Annotated in this window: 18 protein-coding genes; 13 read left to right on the top strand and 5 right to left on the bottom strand. The window is 72.9% G+C overall.

The features are described 5' to 3' along the window. Window positions 1–308: 308 nt before the first annotated feature. Complete coding sequence (locus PV789_RS08195; protein WP_274976851.1) at window positions 309–1,559, bottom strand: D-alanyl-D-alanine carboxypeptidase family protein; 1,251 nt, start codon at window positions 1,557–1,559, stop codon at window positions 309–311. Between the two features lie 679 nt (window positions 1,560–2,238). On the opposite strand from PV789_RS08195, the gene PV789_RS08200 reads away from it, so the two are divergent. From PV789_RS08200 to PV789_RS08260, 13 genes are all read left to right on the top strand, one after another. Further along, on the top strand, window positions 2,239–5,487 hold the full coding sequence (locus PV789_RS08200; protein WP_274978086.1) for a sensor histidine kinase: 3,249 nt from the start codon (window positions 2,239–2,241) through the stop codon (window positions 5,485–5,487). Window positions 5,488–5,719: 232 nt separating this feature from the next. Next, entirely contained in the window at window positions 5,720–6,121 is a 402-nt protein-coding gene (locus PV789_RS08205) for a roadblock/LC7 domain-containing protein (RefSeq protein ID WP_013151865.1), read from the top strand. Window positions 6,122–6,219: 98 nt separating this feature from the next. Continuing rightward, window positions 6,220–6,636, top strand: a complete 417-nt coding sequence (locus tag PV789_RS08210) for a DUF742 domain-containing protein (protein ID WP_223839293.1) — start codon at window positions 6,220–6,222, stop codon at window positions 6,634–6,636. 34 nt (window positions 6,637–6,670) lie between these two features. Further along, window positions 6,671–7,264 (top strand): GTP-binding protein, encoded by a 594-nt coding sequence (locus tag PV789_RS08215; RefSeq protein WP_013151867.1) that lies wholly within the window; start codon window positions 6,671–6,673, stop codon window positions 7,262–7,264. 121 nt (window positions 7,265–7,385) lie between these two features. Then, entirely contained in the window at window positions 7,386–9,026 is a 1,641-nt protein-coding gene (locus PV789_RS08220) for a DUF885 domain-containing protein (RefSeq protein WP_274978087.1), read from the top strand. Between the two features lie 1,051 nt (window positions 9,027–10,077). Then, window positions 10,078–10,653: an HIT family protein gene (locus PV789_RS08225; RefSeq protein ID WP_274976852.1), complete on the top strand. Its 576-nt coding sequence runs from the start codon at window positions 10,078–10,080 to the stop codon at window positions 10,651–10,653. A gap of 426 nt (window positions 10,654–11,079) precedes the next feature. Then, window positions 11,080–11,709 (top strand): phosphatidylinositol phosphate synthase, encoded by a 630-nt coding sequence (gene pgsA, locus PV789_RS08230; RefSeq protein ID WP_274978088.1) that lies wholly within the window; start codon window positions 11,080–11,082, stop codon window positions 11,707–11,709. 61 nt (window positions 11,710–11,770) lie between these two features. Further along, entirely contained in the window at window positions 11,771–12,886 is a 1,116-nt protein-coding gene (locus PV789_RS08235) for a phosphatidylinositol mannoside acyltransferase (RefSeq protein ID WP_274976853.1), read from the top strand. Then, on the top strand, window positions 12,883–14,100 hold the full coding sequence (locus PV789_RS08240) for a glycosyltransferase family 4 protein (protein WP_274976854.1): 1,218 nt from the start codon (window positions 12,883–12,885) through the stop codon (window positions 14,098–14,100). The genes PV789_RS08235 and PV789_RS08240 overlap by 4 nt, the downstream gene beginning before the upstream one ends. Window positions 14,101–14,368: 268 nt before the next feature. Beyond that, complete coding sequence (locus tag PV789_RS08245) at window positions 14,369–14,872, top strand: hypothetical protein (RefSeq protein WP_274976855.1); 504 nt, start codon at window positions 14,369–14,371, stop codon at window positions 14,870–14,872. 182 nt (window positions 14,873–15,054) lie between these two features. Continuing rightward, complete coding sequence (pdxS, locus tag PV789_RS08250; RefSeq protein WP_274976856.1) at window positions 15,055–15,966, top strand: pyridoxal 5'-phosphate synthase lyase subunit PdxS; 912 nt, start codon at window positions 15,055–15,057, stop codon at window positions 15,964–15,966. A gap of 138 nt (window positions 15,967–16,104) precedes the next feature. Then, window positions 16,105–16,713 (top strand): pyridoxal 5'-phosphate synthase glutaminase subunit PdxT, encoded by a 609-nt coding sequence (pdxT, locus tag PV789_RS08255; RefSeq protein ID WP_274976857.1) that lies wholly within the window; start codon window positions 16,105–16,107, stop codon window positions 16,711–16,713. Further along, window positions 16,710–17,459 carry a YebC/PmpR family DNA-binding transcriptional regulator gene (locus tag PV789_RS08260; protein WP_212640880.1) on the top strand — a complete coding sequence of 250 codons (750 nt, stop codon included), beginning with the start codon at window positions 16,710–16,712 and terminating at the stop codon, window positions 17,457–17,459. Before pdxT ends, PV789_RS08260 begins: the two co-directional genes overlap by 4 nt. 8 nt (window positions 17,460–17,467) lie before the next feature. Here the strand turns inward: PV789_RS08260 and PV789_RS08265 are convergent, their stop codons facing one another. The 4 genes from PV789_RS08265 to PV789_RS08280 all read right to left on the bottom strand — a co-directional run bounded on the left by PV789_RS08265 (window position 17,468) and on the right by PV789_RS08280 (window position 22,243). Then, complete coding sequence (locus tag PV789_RS08265; RefSeq protein ID WP_274976858.1) at window positions 17,468–18,340, bottom strand: alpha/beta fold hydrolase; 873 nt, start codon at window positions 18,338–18,340, stop codon at window positions 17,468–17,470. A gap of 298 nt (window positions 18,341–18,638) precedes the next feature. Further along, the gene (locus tag PV789_RS08270) at window positions 18,639–19,898 is read right to left on the bottom strand and encodes an NAD(P)/FAD-dependent oxidoreductase (RefSeq protein WP_274976859.1); all 1,260 of its coding nucleotides are present in this window, start codon (window positions 19,896–19,898) and stop codon (window positions 18,639–18,641) included. 141 nt (window positions 19,899–20,039) lie between these two features. Then, complete coding sequence (locus PV789_RS08275; RefSeq protein ID WP_274976860.1) at window positions 20,040–21,098, bottom strand: tartrate dehydrogenase; 1,059 nt, start codon at window positions 21,096–21,098, stop codon at window positions 20,040–20,042. A 248-nt stretch (window positions 21,099–21,346) separates the two neighbouring features. Beyond that, on the bottom strand, window positions 21,347–22,243 hold the full coding sequence (locus tag PV789_RS08280; RefSeq protein ID WP_274976861.1) for an alpha/beta fold hydrolase: 897 nt from the start codon (window positions 22,241–22,243) through the stop codon (window positions 21,347–21,349). Window positions 22,244–22,271: the final 28 nt, after the last annotated feature.

Raw genomic sequence — 22,271 nt, forward strand, 5'->3', positions numbered from 1 at the left:
GGGCGGACACGCGTGTTCCCCTTGGGCCTTCGCTTCGCTTCGTCCCACCCGTCGCCCACCACCACCCTCAAACGACGCCTACGGCGCGGTCCTTCTTGTGTTCGGGCGCCCAAAGAGCGGGAATCGGGTTGAGGCTGGCACAGCGGCGCCTGCACCGGGTCGGCTCGTGCCCACCCGTCGCCCGCCACCACCCTCAAACGACGCCTACGGCGCAGTCCCTCCGCGAAAACCCGCCTCCGGCACCTCCAGAACCCCGCGGGCGCCCGAACAACCCCTCAGTGCCTGAGACCCGGTTCGAAGAACTGGCTCTACGGGGTGAACTCCCAGTGCCAGGGCTCGAAGCCGCCCCGGGCCCAGGGCGGGTTGTGCCAGCCGTGGGCGGGCGCGTGGGCCAGCATCCACTGGTGCTCGGCGGTGCCGACGCTGTTCACGCCGCCGCACAGGTCCACGGCCAGGCCCAGGCCGTGCTGGCTGGTCCCGGGCCGGGCGGCCATGCCGGGCAGCATCTCCTGGAACAGGCGCACCTGCTCGTGGTAGGGCCGGTAGGAGTCGGCCACGCACATCGGCCGTCCGAACGCCTCGCGGTAGTCCCCGTCGAGTTCGATGAAGGCCTCGGCCGCGTCGGCGCGCAGCCGCTCGCCGGGTTGGGGCAGGGGGCACAGCACCGACTCCGGGATCCGCCCGTTGGCGTGCGCGGTCGCGACGCCCCCGGTGCAACCGTGGTCGGCGCTTCCCGCGGCCGAGATTTCCTCCCCGCCCTCCTTTTCCTTCTCGCCATCGTGCCAATGGCCATTGTCGTCTTTTTCGTCCTCCGCCGAAACGGCGGTGACGGCGGCCTCCGCCGATCCCCCGGAGGAGTTCGCCGCCCGCGCGTCGCGCAGGGCCTCCTCGCGGCGCCTCTCGGCGGCCTCGGCGTCGCGCACCTCCGCGAGCCGGGCCTCCAGCCGGGTCTGCTCCTCCAGCAGGTCCTCCAGGGCCGCCTCCTGGTCGGCCACGGCCTCCACCGCGTCCTCCCGGGCGCTCTCGGCGTCCTCGACCGCCTCGGCCTGCTCCGCCTGCGCGGTCTCGGCGACCCCGGCGAGGGTGTCGGTGGCCACCCGCGCGGCCTCGGCACGGCCCACGTCGGCCTCCCGGTACGAACCGAGCAGGGTGAGGTAGGCGCCCCGTTCGAGCATCCCGGCGGGCCCCTCGGGGCCGGCCCAGGCGGTGACCATGCCCAGCTCACCGCCCTTGTAGGCGGTGGCGGCCTGCCGGGCGGCGGCCAGACGGGCCGCCTCGCCGCGCTCGTCGGCCTCGCCCGCGCGCTCGCGCGCCTCGCCGCTGCGCTCGGTCAGCTCGGTGAGGCGTTCGCGCTCGGCCTCGTAGTGCTCGATCTTCTCCGACGCCTCCCGGCGCAGCGTCTCCATGCCCGCGCGCAGCGCGGCCAGTTCCACCTGTACGCTCCCCAGCGCGGTCCCCGCCGAACCGCCGTCGGAGGCGGCCCCGGGCGCGGCGGTGGAGAGGCAGAGCAGTACCGCGAGGCCGGCCGGGAGCGCGGTACTGACCGAAAAGGCGCGCACGGAGGGTCCGCGGGTTTTCCCGCGATCCGAACCCTCCGCTTTCGTGATGTCACCGAGCGTGTGTGATTCAGGGCGTGACGAGGTACGCATTTCCGCTTCCTCCCCGGGACCTGCGTCTACCGTCTTGTCACGATGTCATGTCAGTGGGGTGTTGGTGGGGAAGCTGGCGGTGTGTCCAAAAAGTTACCTCAGTCCCGGGGTGGTTTCGGACGCTATCCCTGACCTGCTGCATCGGCCATAATGCCGACAATGGCGGGCATTATGTACCGGTCGGGGGAAGAAGATCCCGCCGATCGCCGTCAAACAGCCGAAGCGAGTCCTTCGCGCCCATTGGTACGCTATCCACCGCACGCGCACCTACGGAGATCTTCGGGTGCGCGGCTCCTCTCATCCCAGGCGAGTCCAGCGGACAGTCTTCACATCTCCCCACATTCCCGCCGCTTCCGGCTCGGCGGACCTCCTGGTCTGTACCGGTTTCCCCGAAGAGCCTTCGGACGGAGCGGTCAACCCCTGGGGTCCAACCAGCCGCCCGAAGCGGTGACACGAAAGGTTGCGAGGGTCCGTGTCGACACGAGCGACGAAAAACGGGGCCGGCGCGCAGAGCGAGGCAGCGCAGGCCGAACATGCCGATGCCACGCCCAAGCGCAGAGCCGACTGGTGGCGGCCACGTAACTGGCGGGTGCGCTCCCGACTGGTGGCCCTCATCGTCATCCCCACCGCGGTAGCCCTGGCACTCGGCGGCCTGCGGGTCTACGAGGCGGCGGTCTCCACCGTCACCCACGCGCACATCCAGGACCGCGCCGAGGTCGGCGTCCTCATCGTGGAGCTGGCCAACCAGCTTGGCCACGAGCGCAGCGCCAGCGCGGTCTACATCTCCGACAACGCCGACCCCGCGCGGCGCTCGGACGAGCTGCGCCAGCGGATGGAGGAGGAGCGCGACGCCTCCCGCGACCTGCAGCAGACCCTCTCCGCCCGCCTCGACGACATGGGCGAGGTGGACAACGAGACCGCCACGAGCCGCCTGACCAGCATGCGCACCCAGCTCTCCACGCTGGACGCCCTGCGCACCGAGGTCGACGAGACCCGTATCACCGTCCTGCCGGTGGTCACCAAGTACCGCACGATCACCCGCTCGCTGGCCGAGTTCAACCAGACGATGGCGGACGAGACCGGCGACACTGACCTGCGCGAGAGCGTGCGCACGCTGACCGCGCTGTCCACCGCCCGGGACCAGCTCTCCTACGAGACCGCGCTGATGGGCCACTCCCTGGCCCGCAACACGATGACCGGCGGTATCGCCGAGGCCATCGACTCCGCGCGCGCCCGCTACGAGAGCGAGATCTCCAACTTCGTCCAGGCCGCCTCCGAGGAGCAGCGGCAGATCTTCGACGACAACTTCACCGGTCTGGAGGTCAGCCAGGTCTCCACGATGCGCATGCGCGTGATGTACCGCGCCGACCGCGGCGACGACCTCACCGGTGTGACCGCCAACGACGGCCCCGAGGACTACCGCGAGATCGCCGACGTGGCCCTGGGACGCCTCCAGACGGTCGAGGAGGGCATCGCCGAGGGCATCGCGGCCGACGCCGACTCCCTGCGCGACGAGGCCATGGGCCGCGCCCTGATCGACCTCTTCGTCGTCGCGGCCGTGCTCCTGGCGGTCTTCGTCCTCACCTCCCTCGTGGTCCGCTCCCTGGTGCGCCCCCTGCGCGCCCTGGAGGACGGCGCGCGCCGGGTCGCCGAGCGCGACCTGCCCGACGCGATCAACCGGATGCAGGAGGCCGGGACGGTCCCCGAGAACGTCAAGGTCACCCCGATCGAGGTCGACACGCACGACGAGATCGGCGAGGTGGCCCGCGCCTTCGACGACGTCCACCGCGTCGCGCTCACCCTGGCCTCCGACGAGGCCGCGCTGCGCAGCAACGTCAACGCGATGTTCGTCAACCTGTCCCGCCGCAGCCAGACCCTGGTGGAACGGCAGCTGCGCCTCATCGACGGTCTGGAGCAGTCCGAGCAGGACGCCGACCGCCTCTCCGACCTGTTCCAGCTGGACCACCTCGCCACGCGCATGCGCCGCAACAACGAGAACCTGCTGGTCCTGTCCGGCCAGGACAACACCCGCAAGTGGGCCCAGCCGGTCCCGCTGGTCGACGTCCTGCGCGGCGCGGTCTCCGAGGTCGAGCAGTACGAGCGCGTCAACGTGCGCGCCCCCTCCCACATCTCGGTGCTCGGCCGCCCCGTCAACGACGTCATCCACCTGGTCGCCGAGCTGGTGGAGAACGCCACCTCGTTCTCCCCGCACGACACCGAGGTCCTGGTCAGCGCCAAGACCCTCGACAGCGGCGGCGTCCAGGTCGACGTCACCGACAGCGGCATCGGCATGGCACCCGAGGACATGGCGGCGATCAACGCCCGCCTGGCCGCCCCGCCGGTCATCGACGTCGCGGTCTCGCGCCGCATGGGCCTGTTCGTGGTCTCGCGCCTGGCCCACCGCCACGGCGTCAGGCTGAGCCTGGAGGAGGCCCACGGCGGCGGAACCACCGCGCACGTCATCTTCCCGCCCGACCTGCTGATCACCCCGGTCGAGGGCCAGCACGCCCTGGGCGGCGCGGACAGCCGCCCCGAGCTCACCTCGGGCGCGCCCAACACCTACGCCGACGCCGAGGCGGCCTTCGCCTCCACCCCGGCGCCCGTCGAGCCGAACGACCCCTGGCAGACCCAGGAGAGCGGCAGCGTCCCCGGCGACCTGGGCGGCCTGCCCAGGCGTCAGCCCACCGGATCCCACACCGGGGAGCACCCGCCCAGCGGCCAGGACCTGTGGGGCAACACCAGCACCGGTTCGGTGTGGGACACCACCAGGGGAGCCGGGACCACCGGGGCCTCCTCCGGCGGCGCCAACGGCCGACCCGTGGTCGACCCCTACGACTCCTCCGAGGACGACGAGCCCCAGCGCCCGCAGCCCGAGACCGGCGGACGCAACTTCTTCGACCCGAGCCCCCGCGGCGACTCCTTCGGCGGCGGCTCCGTGGGCCGCTCGTCGGACACCGGGTCCTTCAGCAGGCCCTCCGACACGGGGTCCTTCCGTCGCCCCACCGGCGACACGGGCGAGTTCCGCAGGCCCGCCACCGACACCGGCGCGTTCCGCTCCACGGCCAACGAGTCCTACGACGCGTTCGGCGGCGCGGGCGCGCAGTCGGGCGGCCACGCCGGGGCCCCCGCCGGCAACGGCGCTTCCCCGGGCAACGGAGCCTTCTCCGACAACGGCTCGGGCCACGCGTTCGGCGGCCGTGACACCGGCGCCCACGAGCGCCCCGCGGCCCGCGAGCGCGACGACAACACCGAGACCTTCCCGGCGGTCCCCTCGTCCCAGGACGGCGGAAACTGGCGCTCCGGCGGTATCGACTCCCGCGAGGGGTACGGCTCGACCGCCTACCTCTCCCGCCGCTACGGTGGCGCCCAGGGGCCGAACAACACCGTCGTGCCGCCCACCCCGTCGGGTGAGGAGAGCGACTCGCTGCCGATCTTCGACGCGATCGAGTCCAACTGGTTCAAGCGCCGCAGCGGCGGCCCCACGGTGGACACGACCGAGACCGGCCCGATCCAGCAGGTCCCGGCGGTCCAGGAGCAGCGCCCCCCGGCCAGCACCGACCAGGCGCCCCGCTCCACCCAGGAGTGGACCTCCGAGGCCGACCGCGGCTGGAAGGCCGCGCGGACCGCGGCGGAGCCCAAGGCGGACGGACTGACCACCTCGGGCTTGCCAAAACGCGTTCCCAAGGCAAACCTTGTTCCGGGGACGGCGCCCAAGCCGGAGAACTTCAAGCAGATGCCCACGCGCAGCGCTGACCGCGTCCGCAACCGCTTCTCCGGCTTCCAGAAGGGCGTCCGCGAGGGACGGGACCGGCTCGGGGAAGGCTCGACGGAGGGGTGACCTCAGTGGAACCTGGCGGGACGGGGTCCCCCTTAATCCCGGGGGCTGGATGCAATAGCATCTACCGAGCTTCTCGGACGCGTCTTACCCACAGCTCGACGAGAGCAGAACACCAGACTCCCGGCCACCCCCGCGGGAGGGGCCGGGCAGTTCGTAGAGGCAGTGCTGTCACATGCCGTGCCGGCGGTAGCAGTGCCCAGAGACCAGCCGGCGAAACTGGACAGGAGATCAGATGAGTCGACAGGTGAATGAACTCAACTGGTTGATCACTGACTTTGCCGACCGTGTCCCCGACGTGGCCCACGCGATCGTCGTCTCCTCTGACGGCCTTCCGTTGGCCTCGTCGGCGGGCTTCCCAGCGGACCGGGCCGACCAGCTGGCGGCCATCGCCTCCGGTCTGTCGAGCCTGACGCAGGGTGCTGCCCGGGTGTTCGAGGGTGGAGCGGTCGCCCAGACCGTCGTGGAGATGGAGCGGGGGCTGATGCTCATCATGGCCATCAGCGACGGCTCCTGCCTGGCGGTCCTGGCGTCGGCTGAGAGCGACCTGGGTCTGGTCGCGTACGAGATGACCCTGCTCGTCGAGCGGGCGGGGCGGGCGCTGACACCAACGGCGCGCACCTCGGGAATCCACTGAACCACCACCGACAGGAGGAAGTGGTGGCACCTCACAGTAGAGATGCCGGGAGCGCCTCGTGGTTCGGACAACAGCCGAGCGGTCCCCCCACGGGGGGAATGCCGGCGGTTCCGGGCGGCGGAGATGTTCCCCGACCAATCCAACAACCGTACGACCAACGATCCGCTGCGGGGAGTGCGCCCAGTTCTCTGGTCCGCCCCTACGCGGTGACCAAGGGCCGCACCAAGCCGAAGTCACAGCTTCCCCTGGAAGCCCTGATCTCGGCCACCGCGGCGGCCCGCAACGAGTCTGGGACGCTGACGCCCGAATGGCAGGCGATCAGCGACCTGTGCCGGGAATGGCGTTCCGTGGCGGAGATCTCCGCGCTGTTGCGGATGCCGCTCGGTGTGGCGCGGGTGCTTGTGGCGGACATGTCCGAGCAGGGACTGGTCCAGATCAGGTCCTCGCTCAACAACGACGCCCGTCCCAACACCAACCTGCTTGAAAGGGTGCTCAGTGGACTTCGCAAGCTCTAGCCCAGCCGAGGAAGGCGGTGCTGGGGGGAACGCGATGACGTCGGTCAAGATCGTCGTCGCCGGGGGCTTCGGTGTCGGGAAGACGACATTCGTTGGCTCCGTCTCCGAGATCGTGCCGCTGACCACCGAGGCGGTCATGACCAGCGCCAGCGTCGGGGTGGACGACCTCGCCAAGACGCCGGACAAGCAGACCACCACCGTGGCGATGGACTTCGGCCGCGTCTCCCTCGACTCCGACCTGATCCTGTACCTGTTCGGCACCCCCGGACAGCACCGGTTCTGGTTCATGTGGGACGACCTGGTCAAGGGCGCCATCGGCGCAGTCGTCCTGGTGGACACCCGCCGTCTGGCGGACTGCTTCCCCGCGATCGACTACTTCGAGGAGGCGCGTCTGCCCTTCATCGTGGGGATCAACGGGTTCGACGGCTACTACCCCCACGCGGCCGACGAGGTCCGGGACGCGCTGACGCTCAGCCCGGAGATCCCGATCGTCCAGGTGGACGCCCGTGACAAGGCCTCCACCAAGTCGACGCTCATCACCCTCGTCGAGCACGCCATCACGGTGGGGGACCCCGAGGGCGCGGCCGGACAGCCCACTTCCACGGGCGGCCAGAGCTCCTGGCGCTAGGAGGGCCACCCGGGCCGGGGTCCCGCACAGAGCACGGCCCGGTTCCCGTCGGACGGGAACCGGGCGTCCGTGCTGGCATCATGGCGCCATGAGCTCTTCCTCCCAGCCCGACCCAGGGGCGATGACCCGGCGGTTCCGCGAGGTGGCCGAGCGCGTGCTCGACTCCCTGCTCCACGACGCCCCCGAGTGGGCGCTGGACCTGGGCGACACCCGTGGCGCCTCCCGCCTGTCCGACCGCTCGGTCGAGGCCGACGTGCGCCGCGTCTCGGTGCTCACCGACGCCCTCGGCTCCCTGGACGAGATCGACCCCGACCTCATCCCCGTCGGCGACCGGGTCGACCTGGAGGTGCTGCGCACCCGCGTCAGCGCCGACCTCTGGCACACCGCGGAACTGCGCCCGCACACGTGGGACCCGCTGCTGTACTCGCCGGGCGAGGCCCTGCACGCCCTCGTGGAGCGCGAGGCCCTGCCCCTTCCCGAACGCCTGTCGGCGCTCGCCGCGCGCTGCGCGGCCCTGCCCGACCACCTCGCCACCGCACGCTCGCGCCTGTCGGAGGGCCCCGGCATGCCCCGCGTGCACGTGGAGACGGCCCTGGCCCAGACGGCCGGGGCCCGCGCCATGCTCGTCTCCGACGTGCCCGCGGGAGCGGCGCCCCCCGCCCTGGAACCGGCCCGCGAGGCCGCCCTGGCCGCCGTGGAGGAACACGCCGCCTGGCTGCGGGACCGTCTGGAGACCGCCACCGCCGACCCCCGTCTGGGCGAGCGCGACTTCGCCGCCCAGCTCTGGTACACCCTCGACTCCGAGCTCTCGCCCGAGGCGCTGCTGGTGCGCGCCGAGAGCGACCTGCTGGCCACGGAGGAGGCGATCGCCGAGGCGGCGGCGGAGTACCTGGGCGGGGCGCGCCGCCGCGAGGGGGTGGCCGAGGCGCTCGCCGAGCTGGCCGCACGGGGCGCCACCGACGCCGACACCGTCCGCCCCGCCTGCGCCGACGCCCTCCTGCACCTGAACGAGAGGGTGCGCGCGCTGGACATCGTGACGGTCCACGACGACCCGGTCCGGATCGTGCCGATGCCCGAGGCCCGCCGCGGGGTGTCGGTGGCCTACTGCGAACCCCCCGGCCCCCTCGACCCGCGGTCCGGGGAGCAGCCGACCCTGGTCGCGGTCTCCCCGCCGCCCGAGGACTGGCCCGCCGAGCGACGGGAGTCCTTCTTCCGCGAGTACAACGCGGTCATGCTGCGCGACCTCATGGCCCACGAGGCCGTTCCGGGTCACGCGCTCCAGCTCGCCCACGCCGCCCGGCACCAGGGCGGCACCCGGGTGGGCCGGGCCCTGTGGAGCGGCACCTTCGTGGAGGGCTGGGCGGTCTACGCCGAGGAGGTGCTGGCCCGCCACGGCTGGTCCGGCGACCGGCGCGAGGACCTGGCGCTGCGCCTGGTGCAGCTCAAGATGCGCCTGCGGATGATCATCAACGCGATCCTGGACGTGCGCCTGCACACCGGCGACATCACCGAGGCCGAGGCGATCTCCCTGATGATCCAGCGCGGGCACCAGGAGGAGGGCGAGGCCGTCGGCAAGTGGCGTCGGGCCCAGCTCACCAGCGCCCAGCTGTCCACCTACTACGTGGGCTACGCGGAGGTCTCCGACATCGCCGACGACCTCGCCCTGGCCCGACCCGCGCTCACCGAGCGCGAGCGCCACGACGCGATGCTCGCCCACGGCAGCCCGCCCCCGCGCCACCTGCGCACCCTGCTGGAGCTGTAAGGACCCGGCCGCCCGCCCGTAGAGCGGACAGCGGCGGTATGCCGAAGGGGAGCGTCCCGTGGTGGTGCGCCGCAGAGGGTTGAGCCCTTCACAAAGCCGAACCACCCGCCCGTAGAGCCCTCAGCAGCGTTGCGCCGTAGGGGGTTGGGGTGGCACGTCCTGTGACCGTTGACCCCTGGGGGTTGGGGTCGCATATGTGGTGACCGTTGACCCCTGGGGGTTGGGGTCGCATATGTGGTGACCGTTCCCCCGTGGGGGTTGGCGTAGAGCGTGCCGGTGACGGTGGCCAGGCACCCGTGGAGGTTGCGGGTTCCCCGTCAGCCCCTGGGGGGTGGGTGGTCGTGGTGGGTACTGGCTCCGAGGTTCAGTGCTGGGGGCGGGGACCGACTGAGAGCAAGTTCGCCCGGCGAACTTGCCGAAGGAGATCCCTGCACGCCGATCATTACAGGTGCCTGGTGGGCGTCACGAAGGCGTTCGGGAGGTCGCCGGTGGGAACGCCCACCGGGAGTCTTCCTCAGCCCTCCGTGAGCGGGGGTACACGGTTCAGGCCAAGAGCGGCCATGAAGCCCCGCGCGTGACCGCGCGTCGTAGGGGGTCCGCAAGTTGTAGAGCGTCGCTGCGTCAGCAACCAGGCGCCCGTAGAGCCCGGGCTGGCGGGAAGGTCTCGGGGGGTTGACGTAGAGCCCGACAGTGCCTGCCTCAGCGACCACGAACCGTCGGCCCCGCAGGGCGCGGTGTGCTGAGGGCTCCACCGGCCCCCGCCTGTCGGGTGAGGCCTTCGCTCTCCGAACTCGACACCCGCCCGCGTTCCGCCCACCTCGGCCCCGAGGTGAACACCCGCCCGGCCGGGCACTCCTGCCGCCCTCCACACGTTGGTACACCGGCGGCCGTGACGGGCACGACCGGCCCCTGCGGGTTCCCGCGGACACCCTCGGCCTCGGATGCCCCCGGAGTTGTCCACAGGCCGGGCCGGGTTCGGCCCGCGGTCGCCGTCGCGCTTCTATGCTGGAGGCGCGAAAGAGTACGGACAGGCGACGGAAACGGACGAGCCATGCGCGGTGCCGACGACGAGCACGGAGACGTTCCCGACGACCCTCCCGCCGTGGGGACGGGGAGCCCCGACGGCTGGGAGCGGCTGTGGACACCGCACCGCATGGCCTACATCAAGGGCGAGGGCAAGCCCAGCGGCTCGCGCCCCGAGGACGGGTGTCCCTTCTGCCGCGCCCCCGGACTGTCCGACCCCGAGGGCCTCGTTGTCGCCCGTGGCAAGTCGGCCTACGCGGTTCTCAACCTCTACCCCTACAACAGCGGCCACATCCTGATCTGCCCCTACCGCCACGTGTCCGACTACACCGCCCTGGACGAGGAGGAGACCGCTGAGGTGGCCGCTCTCACCCAGGCGGGCATCCGCGCGCTGGGCGCGGCCTACGGGCCGCAGGGCTTCAACGTCGGCATGAACCTCGGCGACGCGGCCGGTGCCGGGATCGCGGCCCACCTGCACCAGCACATCGTTCCCCGCTGGGGCGGTGACGCCAACTTCATGCCCGTGGTCGGTCTGACCAAGGTGCTGCCCGAGATGCTGGAGCAGACCCGGTCCAAGTTGGCCGCGCACTGGCCCAGAGAGTAGGGCGCGCCCACGGGAGCACGCGAAACGCCCCCTGGACGCCGCCCCGTCCGCCCATTCCGACCCCGATTCGCCCGTCCCGCCTGATCCGTCCGCCCATTCCGACCCCGATTCGCCCGACCAGCCCGTCCAGCCTGATCCGCCCGACCAGCCCACCCGGGCCCACCCGGCCCGGCCCCCGAACCGCTCCGCCCGCAGGATTCCGCCTTCCGCGGGATTCCGCCTTCCGCGGGATTCCGACTCCCGCGGTCGGGCTCCTACCTCCGGCTGGATCCCGACTCCGGCGGAATTCCAACTCCGGGGGGATTCCGACCCCCGCGGTCGGGCCCCACCTCCTCGGTGGGCCCCACCCCCGCCGGTGCGGTTCCCACCTCCACGACCGTTCCCGCCCTACGATTCCAAGAAGACATGCTGAGAATCCTTCGCCCCATGGTCTCCCGGGTCACCACTCCGCTCGGCCGGAGTCTGGCCCGACTCGGCCTCACACCGAACATCGTCACCATCGTCGGCGCCCTCGGCGTCGTCGTCAGCGCCCTGTTCTTCTATCCGCAGGGACAGCTGTACGCCGGGTCGGTCGTCGTCACGGTCTTCGTGCTCTTCGACATGCTCGACGGGGCCGTGGCCAGGGCCCGCGACAGCGCCAGCGCGTTCGGCGCCTTCCTCGACTCCAGCCTCGACCGGGTGGCCGACGCCGCCATCCTCTCCGGGCTCCTGTGGTGGTTCATCGGTGAGGGCGACGACCCCCTGCTCGCCGGACTCACCCTCTTCTGCCTGGTCAGCGGCTTCATGGTGTCCTACATCAAGGCGCGCGCCGAGGGCCTGGGCGTCAACTGCGACGTCGGCGTCGCCGAGCGCACGGAGCGCCTGGTGGTCATCCTCGTCGCCGTGGGCCTCGGCGGCCTGGACGTGCCCTACGTCCTCGCGGGCGGCCTGTGGCTGCTGGCCGCGATGAGCCTGCTCACCGTCCTCCAGCGCCTGGTGGAGACCCGTGCCCGCCTCAACGACCCCGACTACGTCGAGGGTGCCGCGGGCACCGGCGAAGTCAACGGCGGAGCCTGAGCGTACGAGGCAACGTACGAGACAACGGAACAACGGGGAGAACGGCGAACGGGGAGACGACGTGGACGAACGCACGGCCGACCTGGCCTACACGGCGGGGTGGGCGATGATCCGCCGCACACCCGAGAGCGCGGGGCGGGCGCTGTTCCGACGCCTGGCCGACCGCTCCTGGCGCGCCCACGACGAGAGCACGCGCGGCCTGGAGCGCAACCTGAGGCGCCTGGTCGGTCCCGGGGCCACGGACGCCCAACTGCGCGCGCTCTCCCGCGCGGGCATGCGCTCCTACATGCGCTACTACTACGAGATGTTCCGCCTTCCCGCGATGAGTGAGGAGTACGTCCTGGGCCGGACCCGCGCCACCGGGATCGAGGTCCTGGAGCAGCACGTCCGGTCGGGCCGAGGTGTGGTCGCCGCCCTGCCCCACATGGGCAACTGGGACCACGCCGGAGCCTGGATCGCCCTGAGGGGCACCCCCCTGACCACCGTCGCGCAGCGGCTGCGCCCCGAGAGCCTGTTCCAGCGCTTCACCGCCCACCGCGAGTCCCTGGGCATGGAGGTGCTGCCGCTGACCGGAGGCTCGAACACCGTGGGCACCCTGGCCCGGCGGCTGCGCGAGGGCGGGCTGGTGTGCCTGCTCGCCGACCGCGACATCAGCGGCACCGGCCTGGAGGTGGACTTCTTCGGGGAGCGTGCGCGCGTGCCCGCCGGGCCCGCCGCGCTGGCCCTCAGCACCGGCGCCGCCCTGATGCCGGTATCGCTGTGGTACGACGGCCCGTACTGGAACATCCGGGTCCACGACGAGATCCCCGTCGCCGCAGGAGCCACCCGCGCCGAGCGGGTCCAGGCCACGACCCAGGAGCTGGTCCGCGTCTTCGAGGGGGCGATCGCCGAGCACCCCGAGGACTGGCACATGCTCCAGCCGGTTTTCAGCGCCGACCACGCGCGCGCGGCGCGGGAGGCGACCGCGGGGACCGCTGCGCCTCCGGCGGCGGACGAGAGAACCACGCGGGGGGTGCCGGGCGACAGCGCGGTACCGAACGGCGGTGTGCGGAGAGGGCCGGGTGACGGCACCGCACCGGGCACACGCACACGGGGCGGGTTCACCGCGGCGAACGGGGTAGGGGCCCCTCAAGGCAGCGGGGCGAGGCCCCCCGGACGAGACGAACGGAACGGGTGACCGTGGGCATGCGGGTCGGCCTGGTCTGCCCCTACGCCTGGGACGTCCCGGGCGGGGTGCAGCAGCACGTCGGCGACCTCGCCGAGGCGCTCACCGGCATGGGGCACGAGGTGTCGGTACTGGCGCCGGTCGGCGACGCGGACACCGGCGCCCTGCCGGACTACCTCGTTCCCGCCGGAAGACCGGTCCCGGTTCCCTACAACGGCTCGGTGGCCCGGCTCACCTTCGGCCCCAGGGCCGCCTCGCGGGTGCGCCGGTGGATCGCCGAGGGCGGGTTCGACGTCCTGCACATCCACGAGCCGTCCGCGCCGAGCGTCTCGCTGCTGGCGTGCTGGGCGGCGGACGGCCCCGTGGTGGCCACCTTCCACACCGCCAACCCCCGGTCGCGGGCGATGGCGGTGAGCTCCCCGGCGCTGCGTTCGGCGATGGAGAAGATCAACGGCCGCATCGCCGTGTCCGAGGCCGCCCGGCGCACCCTGGTCGAACACCTGGGCGGCGACGCCGTGCTCATCCCCAACGGGGTGGCGGTGCGCAGGTTCGCGCACGCCGAACCCCTGCCCGGCTGGCCGGGGGAGGGCGGTTCGATCGGCTTCCTGGGCCGCCTGGACGAACCCCGCAAGGGGCTGGGCGTCCTGCTGGAGGCCTTCGTGCTCATGGCCCCCGAACGCCCCGGCCTGCGCCTGATGGTGGCCGGTCCCGGCGACGCCTCGGCCGCCATGGAGGCCGTCCCCGCGCACCTGCGCGAACGCGTCGTGCTGCTCGGGCGCCTGGACGACGCCGACAAGGCGCGCGCCTACCACTCCGCCGACGTGTTCTGCGCGCCCAACCTGGGCGGGGAGAGCTTCGGCATCGTGCTGACCGAGGCGATGGCCTCCGGCGCGGCCATCGCGGCCAGCGACATCCCCGCCTTCGCCGCGGTCCTGGACGGCGGTGCCGCCGGGGAGCTGTTCGCCGCGGGAGACCCCGCCCACCTGGCCGAACGCGCCGGTGCGCTGTTGGACGCGCCCGGGAGGCGTGCCGAGCTCTCGCGCGCGGCCCGCCGAGCCGTGCGCGCCTACGACTGGGACACCGTGGCCGCCGACGTCGCCCACGTCTACCGGACCGTCCTGCTGTGGGACGGGAGCGGAGACAGGGACGGGGGCGGACACTCCGCCGGGGTGGGCCTGGACAGCGGGCCCCGGGCCACCGCCCTGCTGCGCCGGGGGACGACGTGACCGGGGCCGTCGCAGCGGCGGCGTCCGCCGGGTGCGCGCCGGGACCTGCGGCGTCCTCTCCGCAAACCGCCCTCCGGAGACGTGTCCCGCCCCTACGCGCGCCCGTCCCCGTCTTCCGGGTGCTTGCTCCGGCTCTGCTCACGTCCGTGTGCGCTGCCAAGGCACCCGTCCCGGCGCCGTGCACGCCAAGCCCCGCGGAACGGGGTGAGCGGCCCTGACCGAGGACGTCCTCTTCGCCGCCACCGTCGTCGGCATCCTCCTGGTCCTGGTGCTGTTCGGCTTCTACCTCTCCTGGCGGGCCACCCGCCTGCACCGCCTGCACCACCGGGTCGACACCGCACGCGCGGCCCTGGAGGCCGCCCTGGAGCGGCGCCTGGCCGCCGCGTCGGCGCTGGCCGCCGCAGACGGCACCGGCGCCACGCGCGCCCTGCCCGGGGCCGCCGCTGCCGCCGACGGAGCGCGCGACCGGCAGCGCGAGCTGGCCGAGAGCGCGCTCTCGCGCACGCTGCGCGCGGCACTGGAATCTCCGGGGCCGCTCGGGCGTTCTGACATGCTGCGGCCCCATCTGATCGAGGTGGAGGCCGCCGCCAAGGGCGTCCACATGGCCCGCACGTTCTACAACGGCGCGGTCTCCGACACCCGCCGCGCCCGCCGTTCCCGGCTCGTCCGGACGTTCCGCCTGGCGGGCACGGCGCCCCTGCCGGACTTCTTCGAGATCGACGATCAGCCGCCGCGGATCCCGCTCCTGCCGGTCGGTCCCGACACCCCGTAGATACGGGCCCAGGGAAAACACCGATCTGGCTAAAACCCTCGAAAGGGGGTGGAAGTAGGATGGGGGGCTGGTCGACCAGGGTGCGCGGCGCCGACGGTGTCCGCGTACCGCCGCGTGGGGCCGCCGACTCCGCTGCCCGAGAGCAGCCCTCAGCAGAACCGAGACAACGGGAGTCCACCACCGTGGCCAACAACGCACCGAACACCTCCGACAACGCCGTCGGTACCGAGCGTGTCAAGCGCGGCATGGCCGAGCAGCTCAAGAACGGCGTCATCATGGACGTCGTCACGCCCGAGCAGGCCAAGATCGCCGAGGACGCCGGAGCCGTCGCGGTCATGGCCCTGGAGCGCGTCCCCGCCGACATCCGCAGGGACGGCGGCGTCGCCCGCATGTCCGACCCCGACATGATCGACGGCATCGTCGAGGCCGTCTCCATCCCGGTCATGGCCAAGGTCCGCATCGGCCACTTCGTCGAGGCCCAGGTCCTGGAGTCGCTCGGCGTCGACTTCATCGACGAGTCCGAGGTCCTCACCCCGGCCGACGAGGCCTACCACATCGACAAGTGGGCCTTCACCGTCCCCTTCGTGTGCGGGGCCACCAACCTGGGCGAGGCGCTGCGCCGCATCGCCGAGGGCGCGGCCATGATCCGTTCCAAGGGCGAGGCCGGAACCGGCAACGTCGTCGAGGCCACCCGCCACATGCGTTCCATCCGCGGTGAGATCCGGCGCCTGGGCACCCTGGACGAGGCCGAACTGTTCGGCGCGGCCAAGGAGCTGCGCGCCCCCTACGAGGTCGTCAAGGAGGTGGCGGCGCTGGGCAAGCTCCCCGTCCCGCTGTTCTCCGCCGGAGGCGTGGCCACCCCGGCCGACGCCGCGCTCATGCGCCAGCTCGGCGCCGAGAGCGTGTTCGTCGGTTCGGGCATCTTCAAGTCCGGCGACCCGGCCAGGCGCGCCGACGCCATCGTGCAGGCCACCCTGCACTACGAGGACCCCGCGGTCATCGCTCGCGTGTCCCGCGGTCTGGGCGAGGCCATGGTCGGCATCAACCTGGACGAGCTGTCCGACTCCCAGCGCTACGCCGGCCGCGGCTGGTAGCCGCCGCCCGGCGGACGCCTCCCGCGTCCACCGCCCGACGACGCCTACCCGCGTCCGTCGTGCGGGTGGCGGGGCCGGACCGGCCCCGCCACCCGCACTCGGCAGAACACGAGCCTACGTCCACGAGTGAGGCCGTACTTGACCGCCACACCCACCATCGGCGTCCTCGCCCTCCAGGGCGACGTCGCCGAACACCTGCGCGCGCTCCGGTCCCTGGACGCGCACACCGTGAAGGTGCTCTCCCCCGACCAGCTCGACGCCCTGGACGGGCTGGTCGTCCCCGGCGGGGAGTCCACCACCATGTCCAAGCTGGCCGTGCGCTACGGCCTGATGGAACCGCTGCGCAAGCGGATCGCCGCCGGGATGCCCGCCTACGGCACGTGCGCCGGGATGATCATGCTCGCCGACCGCATCCTGGGCGGGACCGCCGACCAGCAGACCGTCGGCGGGATCGACATGACGGTGCGCCGCAACGCGTTCGGACGCCAGACCGAGTCCTTCGAGGCCGCCGTGGACATCGACGGCCTGGGCGGCGACCCCTTCGACGCGGTGTTCATCCGCGCGCCCTGGGTGGAGTCGGTCGGCCCCGGGGTCGAGGTGCTCGGCGCAGTGCCCGGCCCCGACGAGGCCGGTAGGATCGTCGCCGTACGGCAGGGCGGCCTGTTGGCCACGTCCTTCCATCCCGAACTGACCGGCGACACGCGCATCCACCGCCTCTTCGTCGACATCGTGAAAGGACATTCATGAGCGGCCACTCCAAGTGGGCCACCACCAAGCACAAGAAAGCCGTCATCGATGCCAAGCGCGGCAAGCTCTTCGCCAAGCTGATCAAGAACATCGAGGTGGCCGCGCGGACCGGCGGTGGAGACCCCGACGGGAACCCCACGCTCTACGACGCCATCCAGAAGGCGCGCAAGAACTCCGTGCCGCTCGACAACATCGAGCGCGCCCGCAAGCGCGGCTCCGGTGAGGAGGCGGGCGGCGCCGAGTGGCAGACCATCATGTACGAGGGCTACGCCGCCGGTGGCGTCGCCCTGCTGGTGGAGTGCCTGACCGACAACCGCAACCGCGCCGCCTCCGAGGTGCGCGTGGCCGTGACCCGCAACGGCGGCAACATGGCCGACGCCGGTTCGGTGTCCTACCTCTTCAACCGCAAGGGCGTCGTCATCGTGTCCAAGGAGGGCACCACCGAGGACGACGTGACCCTGGCGGTGCTGGACGCCGGTGCCGAGGAGGTCGAGGACCTGGGCGACGTCTTCGAGATCGTCTGCGAGGCCACCGACCTGGTCGCCGTGCGCACCGCGCTCCAGGAGGCGGGCATCGAGTACGACTCCGCCGACTCCAGCTTCCTGCCGACCATGGAGGTCCCGGTCGACGCCGAGACCGCCAAGAAGGTCATGCGGGTGGTGGACGCGCTGGAGGACTCCGACGACGTGCAGAACGTCTTCACCAACGCCGACATCCCCGACGAGGTCATGGCCGAGATCGGCTGACTTCCCGGTCAGGCGACCTCCCGCAGCAGGTCGCGAACGCGCGCGGGCGCCTCGTGGAGTGCGAGGTGGCCCGCGCTCGCGATCGTGCGCACGTCGGTGCCCAGCAGTCTGCGTACCGCGCCGCGCAGCAGCGAGGGTGTGAAGACGCGGTCGTGGGCCCCGGTGGCCACCGTGACGGGCGTGCCCGACCAGTCCCGGAAGTCCTCGCCCCGCAGTATGCCCGGGACCGGGTTGGGGCGGCAGTGCCGTGCGACCAGGGTCGCCCACTCCGCGAGCGGGTGGGTCGCGCCGCCCGCGGCGACGGGCCCACTGAGCAGGCCCAGGAGCCGCGAACTGGTCCGCTCGCCCGGTGAGAGCCGCCAGGAGAACGTGGCGCGCAGCCTCTCCCCGTCCATGACGGGGGCGGCCAGGCCCGCCGGACCGACCAGCACGAGCCCCGCCACCAGCGGCGAGGGCGTCGCCGCAAGGGCGGCCGCGGCGCCCGTGGAGTGCCCGAGCAGGATCACCGGTTCGGAGGTGACCCGGGGTAACAGCGCGTCCAGCCAGGCGCCGTAGGCGTCCGCCCGCCCGAGCAGGGGGCGCCGGGAGTCGCTCGTGCCCGGGTGCCCGGGCAGGTCGGCCAGGAGCACGGTCCGGTCGGCGCGCAGCACCCGCGCGGTCGCGACCAGGTTCGCCGACCCCAGGAGGGCCCCGGACAGCAGCAGGACGGGGGTCCCCGGTCCGCCCGGCAGGACGTGCACCCGCGTCGCGCGTCCGGCGGCGGTCACCGCCCCCGGCGACCGCAGGTCGCGGGCCCCGCCCAGTGCGCGCTCGCACCAGGAGCGCACCGCGATCTCACCGGCGTCGGACCGGTAGATCCGGGTGAGGGACAGCGTGGACATCGTTTACCTTCTCGTGGCAGGGACGTCCCCGCTCCGGAGCCGGGACGCGGGGCGGGGCGCGCGGGAACCGCGTGCGCGAGGAGGGGCGCCTTCGTCGACGCCTCGGTCGCAGACGCCTGAACAGGAGCCCCGCGCCCAAGGGCTGGGCGCTTGTACGGCACGACCGCCTCTACGCGAGGCCGGACCCCGCGCGAGCGGGAGCCGGTGGGCGGGTGGGCTCGCCCACCGGCTCCGTGTTCGGGGTACCCGCGCGCGAGGGCCGGTGCCCCTCGGGGACACCGGCGCCGGAAGCAGGGGGTCAGCGCAGCGGGTCGAGCGCCTCCAGCGCGCCCGGGCGGACGCCGGTCGCGATCTGCTCGGCCAGGAGGCCGCCGGTGACCGGGCCGTGCGTGAGCCCCCACATGCCGTGGCCGCCCGCGACGAAGACGCCGGGGGTGCGGGTGGCCCCCACCAGGGGCACACCGTCGGAGGTGACCGGCCTGGGGCCCACCCAGGCGTCGGTGCGCTCCTGCCAGCGCACTCCCCGGAGGTAGGGGCCGGCCGAGCGCTCGACGGCCTCGACCCGCCGCGGGACGAGCGCGTCGTCTGGGCCGCGGAACTCCATCGTTCCGGCGACCCTCAGCGCCCCCTGGTAGGGGGTGCACGCCACGCGGGCCTCCGGCAGGTAGACGGGGCCGGGCACCGGCTCGTCGGTGGGGACGGTGAAGGAGTAGCCCCTCCCGGCGCGGACCCGGGCGCGCACGCCGTGCTCGGCGGCCAACCGGTCGAACCAGGCGCCCGTGCACACCGCGACCGCGTCCGAGCGCAGCCGTTCGCCGTCGCCGGAGACGGTGACGACCGCGCCGTCCTCCCGGTGGACGCCGACCGCCTCGAACCCGGTGCGCACCCGACCGCCGCGCTCGCGCACCGAGGCCGCCAGGTTGCGGACGAGGGCGCCGGGGTCCACGTGGCGCTGTCCGTCCAGGCGCACCGCCGCCCCCACGGTCCCCGAGGCGTGGGGGAGGACCTCGCGGACCGCCGCCCCGGTGAGGGCGGTGTGGTCCACCTCCAGCCCCGAGGCCGCGATCCGGCCCAGTTCGCGAAGGAGCGCGACGGCCGAACGCGGCGAGCGGAACAGCGCGGTGACGGGCGCGCGGACCTCAGTGGTCTCCACGCCGCCCTTGGCCAGGGCGTCGAAGGCGTCCAGGGCCCCGGTGTTGAGGGGCAGGTTGGCGCGCACGGCCCTCTCCCAGGCGTCCCAGCGGCAGTGCGCGGCGAAGCGGGCCAGGAACAGCCACAGGTCCGGCGAGGGCGACAGCGGAACCGACAGGGGCGCGTCGCGGTCGAGCAGGGAGCGCAGGCCGTAACGCAGCACGCCCGGCTCGTTCAGGGGGATGGCCAGGCCCGGCGAGAGCCATCCGGCGTTGCCCCACGAGGCCCCGGAGCAGACCCCGTCCCGGTCCACGACGGTGACGCGGACGCCGCGCTCCTGGAGGAACCAGGCCGTCGACAGGCCGACCACCCCCGCGCCCACGACCAGCACGTGCTGGACCCCGCCGACACGCCCCACGTCCGCCATCGCCCCTGTTCCCCCTGTTCACCGTGTCCGTCGGTCCCCACCATGCTCGCTTTCCGCCGTGGGGGCCTTATCGGGAGACGACAATCGGATACGGGGTTCCTGTGCCGTTCGGACAAGGGTGCGGCGGGGCCCGCGTTCGGGTCAGGGCAGGCGGGAGAGCACCTCGGCGGTGAACTCGTCCGTGCCCGCGCTGCCGCCCAGGTCGGCCGTGCGCACGGGGGAGGAGGCCAGCACGGCGCGGACCGCGTCCATGACCTGCGCGCCCGCCTCCGGGTGGCCAAGGTGGTCGAGCATCATCGACGCCGACCAGATGGCCCCCAGCGGGTTGGCCAGCCCCTTGCCGGCGATGTCGGGCGCCGAGCCGTGCACCGGCTCGAACATCGACGGGTACTCGCGCTCGGGGTTGAGGTTGGCCGACGGCGCCACCCCGATACCGCCAGCCACGGCCGCGGCCAGGTCGCTGAGGATGTCGCCGAACAGGTTCGAGCCCACGATGACGTCGAACCGCGCCGGGTCCAGGACGATCTTGGCGGCCAGGGCGTCGATGTGCTCCTGCTCCCAGGCGACCTCCGGGTGGCGCGCCGCGCGCTCGGCCACCAGTTCGTCCCAGAACGGCATGGTGTGCACGATGCCGTTGGACTTGGTGGCCGAGGTCAGCCTGCCGCCGCGCCGCCCGGCCAGGGCGAAGGCGTAATCGAGCACCCGTTCCACGCCCCTGCGGGTGAACACCGACTCCTGGAGGGCCGCCTCGTACGGGGTGCCCTCGTGGATCCGTCCGCCCACGCGCGAGTACTCGCCCTCGTTGTTCTCGCGCACGACCACGAAGTCGACCCCGCCGGGCAGCGCCCGCGCGACCGGGCTGGGCACCCCCTCCAGGACGCTGATCGGCCGCAGGTTGACGTACTGGTGGAAGCCGCGGCGGATGGGGATGAGCAGCCCCCACAGCGACACGTGGTCGGGGACGCCGGGCCAGCCCACGGCGCCCAGCAGGACGGTGTCGTGGTGGCGGATCCGGTCCAGGCCGTCGTCGGGCATCATGGCGCCCTCGGCCAGGTAGCGTGCGCAGGACCAGTCGAACTCGTCGTAGGAGAAGGAGAGCGCGTGGTGGGCGCCGATCCGGTCCAGGACGGCCCTGGCGGGCGGCAGGACCTCCTTGCCGATGCCGTCACCGGGGATCGTGGCGACGCGGTAGTGCTTCATTGCGGTGTCCTTCCGTGGGGTGTGCGGGGGTGTGCGAGGGTCTTCGGGGGCGTTCGGGCCCGACGGGGCCCTGCTCGTCCCGGCGGGGCCGGTCCGTCTCATCGCGTTCGGGCCCGACGGGGGACCGGGCCCGGTCGCGGAGGGCCCGGCCGGGGGGACGGGGAGCCGCGCTCGGACGTCGGCCGGGACCACGCGGTGCCCCGTACGGTGCGGGACAGGGGGACGCGGGAACCGCGCCCGGGGCGTGCTCAGGGCGCGGGGTCCCCGCTCAGGAACGCGCGCAGGTGCCGTGCCGTGGCCTCGGGCGCCTCCTCGGGCACGTAGTGGTCGCAGTCCAGCGCGTGGCCGCGCACGTCGCGGGCGTATCCGCTCCAGGCGTCCGGCACGTCGTAGTGGCGGCCCACGAAGCTGTGCCGACCCCACAGCAGCAGGACAGGGCACTCCAGGCGGCGCCCGGCGTTGGCCCGGTCGTGCTCCAGGTCGATGGAGGCCGCCGCCCGGTAGTCCTCGCAGGAGGCGTGGATCGCGGCCGGGTCGCTGAAGCAGCGCACGTACTCGTCCACGGCGGCGGGTGCGAAGGGGGTGCCGCCGCGGTGGCGGGCGTTCATACGGGTGCGGACCCAGAAGTCCGGGTCCTGCCCGATGAGGTGCTCGGGGATGCCGTCGCCCGCCGCCAGGAAGAACCAGTGGTGGTACCCCAGGGCGAACTCGGCGTCGGCGTGCTCGAAGGCGTAACGGGTCGGCACGATGTCCAGCGCGCACAGCGCCGTGACCGCCTCCGGGTGGTCCAGGGCGAGGCGGTGGCCGACCCGGCCGCCGCGGTCGTGGCCCGCCACGGCGAAGGAGTCGAAGCCCAGTTCGCGCATGACGAGGTACTGGTCCCGCGCCATGGCCCGCTTGGCGTAGGGTGCGTGCCGCTCGTCGGAGGCGGGCTTGTCGCTGTCCCCGTAGCCGCGCAGGTCGGTCATGACCAGCGTGAACCGGTCCGCCAGGAGCGGTGCGACGCGGTGCCAGATCAGGTGTGTCTGCGGGTAGCCGTGCAGCAGCAGGAGCGGGGGGCCGTCCCCGCCCAGACGGACGTTGACGCGCACACCCCCGGCGTCCACGGTGCGGCGGGCGAACCCGGAGGGGAGGAGGTCGCTCATAGATGGATTCCAGCAGGCCGGGGGCGCG

Origin of the sequence: Nocardiopsis camelliae, from assembly GCF_028993595.1 — a bacterium.
Lineage (GTDB): Bacteria > Actinomycetota > Actinomycetes > Streptosporangiales > Streptosporangiaceae > Nocardiopsis > Nocardiopsis dassonvillei.

Excerpts from the sequence above, each read along its gene's own strand:
- pgsA (WP_274978088.1), top strand. The coding sequence starts at position 11,080 with ATGGTCTCCCGGGTCACCACTCCGCTCGGCCGGAGTCTGGCCCGACTC.
- PV789_RS08205 (WP_013151865.1), top strand. The coding sequence starts at position 5,720 with ATGAGTCGACAGGTGAATGAACTCAACTGGTTGATCACTGACTTTGCC.
- PV789_RS08260 (WP_212640880.1), top strand. The coding sequence starts at position 16,710 with ATGAGCGGCCACTCCAAGTGGGCCACCACCAAGCACAAGAAAGCCGTC.
- PV789_RS08220 (WP_274978087.1), top strand. The coding sequence starts at position 7,386 with ATGACCCGGCGGTTCCGCGAGGTGGCCGAGCGCGTGCTCGACTCCCTG.
- PV789_RS08270 (WP_274976859.1), bottom strand. The coding sequence starts at position 19,898 with ATGGCGGACGTGGGGCGTGTCGGCGGGGTCCAGCACGTGCTGGTCGTG.
- PV789_RS08280 (WP_274976861.1), bottom strand. The coding sequence starts at position 22,243 with ATGAGCGACCTCCTCCCCTCCGGGTTCGCCCGCCGCACCGTGGACGCC.
- PV789_RS08275 (WP_274976860.1), bottom strand. The coding sequence starts at position 21,098 with ATGAAGCACTACCGCGTCGCCACGATCCCCGGTGACGGCATCGGCAAG.
- PV789_RS08225 (WP_274976852.1), top strand. The coding sequence starts at position 10,078 with ATGCGCGGTGCCGACGACGAGCACGGAGACGTTCCCGACGACCCTCCC.
- PV789_RS08265 (WP_274976858.1), bottom strand. The coding sequence starts at position 18,340 with ATGTCCACGCTGTCCCTCACCCGGATCTACCGGTCCGACGCCGGTGAG.
- PV789_RS08210 (WP_223839293.1), top strand. The coding sequence starts at position 6,220 with ATGCCGGCGGTTCCGGGCGGCGGAGATGTTCCCCGACCAATCCAACAA.
- PV789_RS08215 (WP_013151867.1), top strand. The coding sequence starts at position 6,671 with ATGACGTCGGTCAAGATCGTCGTCGCCGGGGGCTTCGGTGTCGGGAAG.